This window comes from Mucilaginibacter sp. P4_G9, assembly GCF_056400985.1.
In genome coordinates this window covers 1-9,596 of sequence record NZ_JBFUKF010000200.1, presented here as the reverse complement: position 1 = coordinate 9,596, position 9,596 = coordinate 1, and the positions used below count along the sequence as shown (strand labels likewise).

Genomic DNA, 9,596 nt, shown 5'->3' with positions numbered 1-9,596 from the left:
CCAATAAAACTCCAGGCAATAAATGCCGGATATAATACAACGCGCATGCGGTTGTCCATATCCAGTTTACCAAAAGCTGGGTTACCGCCATTACCGGGGTGTAAAGAATCTGTCATTCGCGGCAGCACCATAATCAAAACAATCATGATAGGGAAAGCAAAGATGTTATAGATAGCCGAGATCTTAGCCCGTTTTTGCTCTTCATCAATAGAATTACGCAATACCGAGTAGGCACAATATAGCAGGAAAGCTATGGCAGCGCTGTTTTGTTTAGGATCATTGCTCCAAAAATCGCCCCAGGTGTATTTGGCCCAAAGCATGCCGGTAAGCAAGCCTATAGCAAAAAAGAACAGGCCGGTATTGGCGCTTTCTACAGCTATCAGATCGTACTCTTCTTTACCCGTTTGCAGGTATTTAATACTGTAATAAACAGATATGGTAAACACCGAGAACATGGCCATCCACATAGGCACATGAAAATAAGTATTCCGGATAGTTTCGTGCAGGATAGGCATTGTTGGCACCCCAAGTAATAAGCCCGCAATGAGGGTATAAATAACCACAATTACGGCTAATACCTTCCACCATGTTTGATAAATAAACTTCATATTATTTAGATGGCCAAAGGTAATTAATTTTGGTCATTAGTCATTAGTCATTAGTCATTAGTCATTAGTCATTAGTCATTAGTCATTAGTCATTAGTCATTAGTCATTAGGGGGAATTGACAATCGGATGCTTTGTTTTAATTACCTATAACTATTTTCCAGCCAGAAAGTCCCAATGACCAATGACAAGCGCAGCGTAATGACCAATGACTGATTAATCCCCCGGCTCATAATCAACCGGCAGCAGGTCGGCCAGTTTGGCTTTTGACCATGTGCCTTCATACAGCGGGCTTGGGTTTGATATCACGATACCATTCATATCAAACAGCGCGTAGCTGGTGTACAGGGTTATGATGCTGGTTTCAAAGTTTTCCATATCCAGCGGGCGATATACATCCTTAAATTCGGTAAGCTCGTGCTTTTTGGTATATACTACATACAAAAAATGCGGGAACGTAATGGCATAAATACCGGCCTGCGGAGTTTTGCGAAGGATCTCGATAGATTGATAGGGGATCTTTACCACGTTCTCATCGTTCCACTTGGTATAGTTGCTTAGTTTATACCAGTACATGAGCGAATCACGGTTCAACTCCCTGAACCTTTTTATTTTTTGCTGAATGAGCGCCTCTTGCGGTCGTTCCCTGTTAAGTGCCCGGGTAAAATCATGCGCCTCAAATCCCTCCTCCTTTAACCTGTCTTTATATAACGACCGGTAAAAATGCTGTGCCGAACCGTAATAAGCCGCCTCGCGCTTTAACTTCCACAGTCGCTTTTGTTCTGCCGAGCCGGGCAACTCTTCAAAAAGGGCTTTACCTGCGTATTGAATGGTGTGTTCAATGCCATCGCTCACGAAGTTCTTCAGCAAAAATTTAGTACGATAACCCAATGCGCGGTTCTCCACCACTAAAAACTCATCTCCTTCGGCCTCCAACTGCTGTTTATTGCGATGGTATATCAGGTTTAAAATGTGGGGGTTAAGCACTTTACACAGTTTCGAGTTTTCGGTAGTACCTATAAATTCCCGTTTAAACTGTTCATAATTTTTCTTCCAGTCGGCATTGCTGCTTATCACTACTTCGCGCAGCATTAGTACCTTTTGGGTGAGCGAGATATCAAGCTTCATGGGCTCATGCCCTACCTGTATGGTTTGCGAATAATCTTCATAACCAACCACCGTAACCACCAGTTCGTACTGCCCGGGTTTAACACCAGAGAGCGTAAACGTGCCATCCTCGGCGCTGGAAGTGCCGTAGGTGGCATTGCTCAAAAACACACTTGCATTTGCCACCGGGGCTTTACTTTCGCCATGCACCACCCTACCTGTAATAGTTGCATTTTGCGCCAAAACCAAAAGCGGGCTTAATAAAATAAAGACTATAAGGACTATCCGGATTGGCCGCATCAATTAAAAATACTGAAATTTAATTTTCAAGCTACTAAAAAACGCATTTTTTATGAACGCAACATGAATTGCCGAAGTATTTATTTGTTGATATAAGATTTTTACAATGTGGTGCGGGGAGCGGGGTTCGCGGTACGGGTGGTGAAAGCTACCCCTTCAACAGGCAATTCTTTTTTTAATTTCAGGAGTTTAATCGCGCCACAAATAGGGAAAAAGCAATAGTGCTGTAGCTATCACAATGGCGTTTATGGCAAATAAAACACCCATGTTACCATAGCTAAAACTCCTGTCGACCCCATCCATAGCGCTTTTGCTTAAGCGGATAAGGATAAGTATTACAGGTATAATAACCGGAAAGCTTAGTATGGCCATCAAGGTTCCGTTATTGCCCGCCTTTGAAGCAATGGCCGATATCATGGTAAATACGGTAGAAAAGCTGATACTCCCTATAAAAACAGCCAGGAAATAAAATAAAGGATCGCCAAGAGGCTTAACAAAAAATATTTTGTATACCAGCAGCGCCAGGAAGCTGATCAGCGACATCAACAGGATGTTGTAAATAGTTTTTGACAGGATGATAGCCTGCGGACTGGCGATGGAATAATAATACAGCAGTCGGTTCTTGCTTTCCTGCATAAAGCTTTTGGCAATGGCGTTAACCGATGCAAACAGCATAATGATCCAGAAAAGCACGTTCCATACCAGCGGATAGCTGCTGCTGCCGCTGAAACCCGGCGACAGGTTAAAGGAGATGTAACAAACAAAAACGGTTGATACAACGTAAAGCAAAATTCCGTTAAAAGCATATTTTGAACGCCATTCCAGCAAAATTTCCTTTTTGAGCAAATGGATGGTTTCGTTAACAAGCTTCATGCGGCAAAGGTAATAATTTGATGTTAGTGATGGATATGCATTTGGTTGAATGTATAACTTCCCTTAAGTTTGAATACAATTACAAACCAATGCCCATAGCTTATTACCGTACACCGGTTGGTATAACACGAATTACCCAGGATGATGATTTTATTTCGGCAATCTCTATTCGGGATGAAGAATACGAAATTACCCCTGCCTCAACCCCGCTTTTACAAATGGCTATAAACCAGCTGGAAGAGTATTTTGCAGGTAAAAGGAAAACATTCGATTTCCCGATAAGGCAACCGGGCACTACTTTTCAGCAGGAGGTGTGGGAAATTTATTGCAGATTGGTTACGGCGCAACCATGAGCTATGCACAACTATCAAACCAAATGAAAAACCCGCTGGCCATAAGGGCTATTGCTGCGGCCAACGGAAAAAATAACTTATGGATAGTAGTTCCCTGCCACCGGGTTATAGGCTCTGATGGCAGTTTAACAGGCTATGCCGGGGGCCTTTGGCGCAAGCAATGGCTGCTTGAGCATGAGGCCCGCATTATGGGTGTTGGACAAACACGACTAAACTTTTAACTTATCGGTATGCTTATATAGTAAGCGGCTCATTTTTTCGTGCAATTGGTCGGGCTGGAAAGGTTTTGAAAGCACATCATTCATCCCTGCCGTTAAGGCTTCCTGTTGCTCGGCCCCAAATGATGCTGCCGAAAGTGATATAATAGGAATGCTCCTTTTAGGTTCCACAAAATCAACACGAATGTTTTTAGCTGCATCGTAGCCATTCATTTCGGGCATGTGGGTATCCATCAAAATAATATCATAATGTTTGGCAGCCAGTTTATCAAGCACTTTGCGGCCGTTATCTACCATATCTACATCAGCCTTCCAATCCTTTAACATTTTAGATAGCATAAACTGGTTCACCATATTATCTTCGGCAACCAGTACACTAATATTCAGGAACGGACTAAGCGTCTTACCCGGTTTTGACGCGCTTTTATCAGCGGGTTTTGCAGCAACAGTATGCCAGTTTATAAAACTGAACGTGCTTCCTTTACCTACCTGGCTGCTCACAGTAAGTTCGCCATCCTTAAGCTCTACCAGTTTTTTCACAATAGCCAGGCCAAGTCCGGTACCACCATATTTGCTTACGGTGTCGGCTTCGGCCTGCTCAAATAACTCAAATACTTTGGTCAATTTATCTGATGGAATCCCTATACCGGTATCTTCAACACTATATTTTATTTTCACCCTATCGTTATCCCTTTGCAATACCGATACTTTTAACTTCACATATCCTCTTTCGGTAAATTTAATGGCATTGCTCAAAAGGTTCATCAGGATCTGGTTAAGCCTTAACGAATCCACTATTAAATTGGCGGGCACATCGGGCTCAATCTCCAATAAAAATTCAATATTGGCCTCATTGGCCCTAAACTTCAACAGGTCAAATACTGCCTTAACAATGTCATAAACATTATTTGCAGAACGGACAATGCTGAATTTGCCGGCCTCTATCTTTGAAATATCCAATACATCATTTATAACCCCTAAAAGCGATTTTGACGATATTTCCAACAGGTCGAGCATGCCTTTCTGCTGTTCATCAATATTGGTTTTAAGCAACATGCCGGTTATGCCAATAATACCATTAACAGGTGTACGCAATTCATGGCTCATATTGGCTAAAAAGGTTTCTTTAACCTTTTTGGTATATTCTGCCTGTTCTTTTGATTTTATCAGCTGCTCCTGGTAACTCTTTTGAGGCGATATATCACTGATGTTGATAAAGATAGTCTTGTTGTGGTAGGATGCACGGCACTCCACCCAGATCACCCGTTTATCAAATCTTTCAAACCGGCATTCAAAAGCAGAAAAATTAAGGTTATCCTTAATAATTTCACCCAGCTTTTTACGCAAGTCGGGCTGGTGCTCCTCAATAGCAAGGTTTATGATACTTTTACCCAGCAATTCTGCCGGCTTAAAACCCATAATGAACTCAACCGCCGGATTAATATTTTCTATCCGAAGGCTTTGCACATCAACAGAGCAGATAATATCGGCCGAATTTTTTACAACTACAGCGAAATTCTGCAGTTCAACGTTCATCTGCTTAATTTCGGCTTGTGTACGGGCAAGCTGTACAAATGAATCAACCTTGGCCGAGGTAATATAAGGATCGAGCGGCTTGTACAGGTAATCAACCGCGCCTGTACCCAGGCCTTTAACCGCGTATTTGGTTTCTTTTGATATAGCGGTAACAAAAATCACCATGATATCTTTAGTACGCGGGTTTGATTTGAGCATTTCTACAAGTTCAAAGCCATCCATTTCGGGCATCTGAACGTCTACCAATGCTATGGCAATGTTGGTCTCCCAGGCTATTTTAAGGGCTTCATTTGGGGATGTTGTAGAAAAAATGCGAATATCATCACGTTTTAATAAGGCCTCAAGCGCTATTATGTTTTCTTCTCTGTCATCAACAATAAGAATATTTACAGGGGGCATGTAATATTAATTATATGTATGGTGAATTATTATGTGTTCAATAATTTAAAAATTTCTTCTGTTCGTAATATATATTCGGCAGCTCCAATATTAATTGCGGCCTGTGGCATTTCGTCCATTTCCGCATCTTCGGGATGCTGTGCTATAGTTGTTGCTCCGCTATTCCTTAACTTTAATAAACCCTCGGCCCCATCCTGGTTTGCACCAGATAACAAAATGGCAATACAATGCTCTTTGTAAACCTCTGCAAAGCTTTCAAAAGTTACATCAATTGATGGTTTTGAGTACCAAACAGCCTCAGAAACATCAAGACTGAATGTACCTTCTTTTTCGATAAGGGTGTGGTAATTTGCGGGCGCAATATAGATAGTATTCTTGTTAAGAACGTCCTTATCTGCAATTTCACGCATTAAAATACGACTATTTTCGGCAAACAGCTTTTCGATTTCACTGAAATAATTTTTTTTCCTGTGAATTATTATAATTACGGCTTTATTAAGGTTGGACGGAAATAATTTAACTATTTGGAACAGTAATTTAAATGAACCGGCAGAGCCCCCTAATAGTAGTATTTCGGCAGACTTCCAGCAATCAAGTAAATTTTTATCAGGCCCCAACTTTTTGATAGATGTTTTCTTTTTGATTAATTACTTTAAACTTCTTTTTAAAAGCATCAGAACGTATAGTTTCTTTACTGCCCAGGCATAAATAACCCAGCGGGCATAAACTTTTATAAAAAAGCTCCAGTATGCGCTCCTGCAGTTCAGTTTCAAAGTAGATGAATACGTTACGGCAGCTAATAAGCTGAAACTCGTTAAATACTCCATCGGACACCAAATTGTGTACGGAAAACAGCGTATTTTGTTTTAACTCATTGTGTATCGACGCAGCATCATACAGGATAGTAAAATGGTCTGATATTGAACCATTTAAACCAGTAAGCTGGTAATTTTCGGCATAGCTTTTTATATTGCGCAGGCTATAAATACCCTTGCGGGCCTCCTTTAATACCTCGGTGTTAATATCCGTGCCATAAATGAACGTTTTTGTGCTTAAGCCGACTTCGCGCATTAATATGGCCAGCGAATACACTTCCTCGCCGGTTGAACAGCCTGCAACCCATATTTTTGAATGCTGATAGGTTGACAGATAAGGCACAACCTGGTTGTTTACAGCTTTGTAAAAAGCAGGGTCGCGAAACATCTCGGTAACGTTAACCGTTATCTCCTCCAAAAACTCCTGAAAAAAGGGCTGATCATTCACCAATATGTGTTTTAAATCATAAAAGCTTATTTTTTTAAGCTGCATGATCCTGGTGACCCTTCGTTTTAAGGAGGCTTTGGTATACCCCGAAAAATCAAAACCGTGAACCCTTTTTACCAGGTCAATCAGTTCGGTTATTTGAGGATGTGATATAATAACAGCAGTATCTGTCATAAATTAACTTTCAAGCCATAATTGCATTAATGAAATCAACCTGTCCATATCAACCGGTTTTGTAATGTAATCATTAGCCCCGGCTGCTATGCACTTTTCGCGATCATCTTTCATTGCTTTTGCAGTTAAAGCTATTACGGGTAATTTAGCCCACTTGTTTTGCTTACGAATATATTTTGTAGCCTCGTATCCATCCATTTTTGGCATCATGATATCCATGAGTACAATATCAATACCAGGTACTTCTTCAAGTTTGGCAATAGCTTCTTCGCCATCATTGGCTATTTCCACAACCAAATCATAGCCTTGCAGGGCGCTGCTTAAGGCAAAAATATTACGCATATCGTCATCAACTATCAGCACTTTTTTACCCTTGATAGCTTCTTTTCCCTTGGTTGGTAATTTTGGTTTTGACGGGGGTATTGCTGCCTGGCTAACGGTTTCGCTAATCTTATTCAAAAACAGGTTAACTTCATCAATAAGCCTGTCGGCAGATTTATTGGTTTTAACCACCATCGCATTGGCATACTGCATCAGCCGGTTAACCGATGCCTTATCAAGCTCCATAGCTGTATTAACTATTACAGGCAATGAGCCAAAGCGGTCAACCTCCTTAATCCTATCCAGCAGGTCGAGACCAGAAATATCGGGCAGGTTAAGATCCAGGATCACGCATTGGTATTCATTCTCGTGCAGCATCCTGAATGCCGACTCGCCATCAAAAGCCTGGTCAACAGTGATACCCTGGCCTTGCATCATTTCCTTCAGGGCCTGGCTTTGGGCTTTATGGTCTTCCACAAGCAATATCTGGGTAAACCTGGTACCATTGTGCAGCATAATATCTGTAAACAGCTTATCCAGTGTTTCGGTACTGATAGGCTTCTTGAGAAAGCTGATAGCGCCCTCATTACGCACGCGGTGAGCGGCAGCCTCACCAGCCGACATCAGGTGCACAGGGATATGCATAGTGTCAGCATCGGCTTTCAATTCTTTTAATATCTGCCAGCCATCTTTACCCGGCAGCATAATATCCAGTATCACGGCATCGGGCTTAGCCTCTTTCACGGTTTCAACGGCGCGGCTACCTTCATGTACCATAATTGATTTGTATCCATGATCGCGGGCATAATCCTGCAAAATACTGGCAAAGTTTTTATCATCCTCCACAATTACCACCAGTGGATCGTGGTTATTCTCCTTTACTACAGCCTCAGACGGTTTTAAAAAGTTGCTTTCGGTTTTAAAAGTTTGGGTAGTTGATAGCAGGTCATCATCAGCTATCGGTACTATTTTGGCTTCAAAAGGTATGGTGAGTACAAATTCGCTGCCCAGGCCAGGCTCACTATTGAGCGTTATGCTGCCGCCAAGTAAAAAAGTTAGCTCACGGCTTATTGAAAGTCCTAAACCTGTACCACCGTATTTACGGCTGGTTGAACCATCGGCCTGTTGAAAGGCCTCAAATATAAGGCGCTGTTTTTCTACAGGGATACCAATGCCCGAATCTTTTATGGCAAAGCTCACGGTTTTATCTTTCGCACCTGGGTTTACCGTGATGGATATTGATCCATTTTCGGGCGTGAACTTAAACGCGTTCGAGAGCAGGTTTTTAATAACCTGTTCAACCCTCACCTTATCGGTAAACAGGGTTGCAGGTAAATTTTTGGCTATATTGGTTGTAAAGTTGATTTTTTTGTGGCTGGCAACCTCTGTAAACAACATTTCCATATCACCCAGAATTTCGGTGATCCGAATATCCTCATTTTGCATTTCAAGCTTACCCGATTCAATTTTCGAAAGGTCGAGTATATCATTGATCAATGTAAGCAGGTCATTACCGGCATTAAATATCACACTGGCGTATTTAACCTGGTCTTCCGAAAGGTTATGTGGTTTATTATCCCTCAGGATGCGGGCCAGTACCAGGATGCTGTTTAGCGGGGTACGCAGCTCGTGGCTCATATTGGCCAAAAACTCCGATTTATACTTACCCGTTGTTTCCAGTTCCTCAACTTTGAGGTTGATGGCCGCACGGGCTTCTTCAATGGCCTGGTTCTTTTCTTCCAGCAAGCTGGCTTTTTCTTCAAGCTCGGCGTTTATGGTACGCAGCTCCTCCTGTTGTACGCGTAACTCTTCTTCTGATGCCTGCAACATTTCTGTTTTGTTCACCAGCTCTTCGTTGGTAACACGCATCTCTTCCTGTTGTGCTTCCAGTTCTTCGGCCTGCTGCTGGGTTTCCTCAAAAAGATCGTGCATAATGGTACGCGCCTGTGCAGTATTAACAGCTATACCAATATCATTTGCTATGGCAAGAATATAATCTCGATCACGACCGGCCAACTCGCCACTAAAGGCTATCTCCATAACACCCTTTAGCTTTTTATCAAAAAAGAAGGGAATAATAAATGTTTCGGTTAAAAGTTCTTTCACTACCGATGATGAGAGCTCAAGCCTGTCGTTTAGCTTTCCTTTTACAACAGCGGCCTTTTCATCCTCGGCAACCTGGCCCAGCCATCCTTCCGAGAGCTTAACAGATTTTTTTAACAGCTCGGGATTATGAAAAGCGTATGAGGCGTACAGGTCAAGCCGTTGCTCTCTTTCATCATATAAATAAAATGTACCCGCAGCAGCTTTACTATGACTGCAAACTTCGGCTAATATGTTTTTAGCTAACTCTTTTTCACTTTGCTGGCCCTGCATTTTTTCGTTAAGGGTTCCGGTACCGGTGAGCAGCCAGTTTTTAGCTTCGTTTTCGGCAAGTACTTTGGCC

9 protein-coding genes are annotated in these 9,596 nt (G+C 42.1%); 2 read left to right on the top strand and 7 right to left on the bottom strand.

The window, feature by feature from the left end:
- The 3 genes from ccsA to AC1DPZ_RS16585 form a co-directional block, all read right to left on the bottom strand.
- Positions 1-599, bottom strand: a 599-nt coding sequence (gene ccsA / locus AC1DPZ_RS16595; RefSeq protein ID WP_477405366.1) for a cytochrome c biogenesis protein CcsA, incomplete at its 3' end; no start/stop codon positions are given.
- Positions 600-822: 223 nt separating this feature from the next.
- The gene (locus tag AC1DPZ_RS16590; protein WP_477405364.1) at positions 823-1,956 is read right to left on the bottom strand and encodes a carboxypeptidase-like regulatory domain-containing protein; all 1,134 of its coding nucleotides are present in this window, start codon (positions 1,954-1,956) and stop codon (positions 823-825) included.
- 246 nt (positions 1,957-2,202) lie between these two features.
- On the bottom strand, positions 2,203-2,886 hold the full coding sequence (locus tag AC1DPZ_RS16585; protein ID WP_477405362.1) for a heme exporter protein CcmB: 684 nt from the start codon (positions 2,884-2,886) through the stop codon (positions 2,203-2,205).
- Between the two features lie 89 nt (positions 2,887-2,975).
- Here AC1DPZ_RS16585 and AC1DPZ_RS16580 point away from each other — a divergent pair, with 89 nt between their 5' ends.
- Positions 2,976-3,239 (top strand): methylated-DNA--[protein]-cysteine S-methyltransferase, encoded by a 264-nt coding sequence (locus AC1DPZ_RS16580; protein WP_477405360.1) that lies wholly within the window; start codon positions 2,976-2,978, stop codon positions 3,237-3,239.
- A gap of 23 nt (positions 3,240-3,262) precedes the next feature.
- Positions 3,263-3,460, top strand: a complete 198-nt coding sequence (locus tag AC1DPZ_RS16575) for a methylated-DNA--[protein]-cysteine S-methyltransferase (RefSeq protein ID WP_477405358.1) — start codon at positions 3,263-3,265, stop codon at positions 3,458-3,460.
- Here the strand turns inward: AC1DPZ_RS16575 and AC1DPZ_RS16570 are convergent.
- The 4 genes from AC1DPZ_RS16570 to AC1DPZ_RS16555 form a co-directional block, all read right to left on the bottom strand.
- Positions 3,449-5,392 (bottom strand): hybrid sensor histidine kinase/response regulator, encoded by a 1,944-nt coding sequence (locus tag AC1DPZ_RS16570; RefSeq protein WP_477405356.1) that lies wholly within the window; start codon positions 5,390-5,392, stop codon positions 3,449-3,451. The genes AC1DPZ_RS16575 and AC1DPZ_RS16570 overlap by 12 nt on opposite strands.
- 29 nt (positions 5,393-5,421) lie before the next feature.
- Entirely contained in the window at positions 5,422-6,009 is a 588-nt protein-coding gene (locus tag AC1DPZ_RS16565) for a chemotaxis protein CheB (protein ID WP_477405354.1), read from the bottom strand.
- Entirely contained in the window at positions 5,999-6,829 is an 831-nt protein-coding gene (locus tag AC1DPZ_RS16560; RefSeq protein ID WP_477405352.1) for a CheR family methyltransferase, read from the bottom strand. The genes AC1DPZ_RS16565 and AC1DPZ_RS16560 overlap by 11 nt, the downstream gene beginning before the upstream one ends.
- Positions 6,830-6,832: 3 nt before the next feature.
- Positions 6,833-9,596 (bottom strand): response regulator (locus tag AC1DPZ_RS16555; RefSeq protein ID WP_477405350.1); only part of this gene is annotated, 2,764 nt, incomplete at its 5' end.

Coding starts and splice junctions, on each gene's coding strand:
- AC1DPZ_RS16560 (WP_477405352.1), bottom strand. CDS start 6,829: ATGACAGATACTGCTGTTATTATATCACATCCTCAAATAACCGAACTG.
- AC1DPZ_RS16585 (WP_477405362.1), bottom strand. CDS start 2,886: ATGAAGCTTGTTAACGAAACCATCCATTTGCTCAAAAAGGAAATTTTG.
- AC1DPZ_RS16580 (WP_477405360.1), top strand. CDS start 2,976: ATGCCCATAGCTTATTACCGTACACCGGTTGGTATAACACGAATTACC.
- AC1DPZ_RS16570 (WP_477405356.1), bottom strand. CDS start 5,392: ATGCCCCCTGTAAATATTCTTATTGTTGATGACAGAGAAGAAAACATA.
- AC1DPZ_RS16575 (WP_477405358.1), top strand. CDS start 3,263: ATGAAAAACCCGCTGGCCATAAGGGCTATTGCTGCGGCCAACGGAAAA.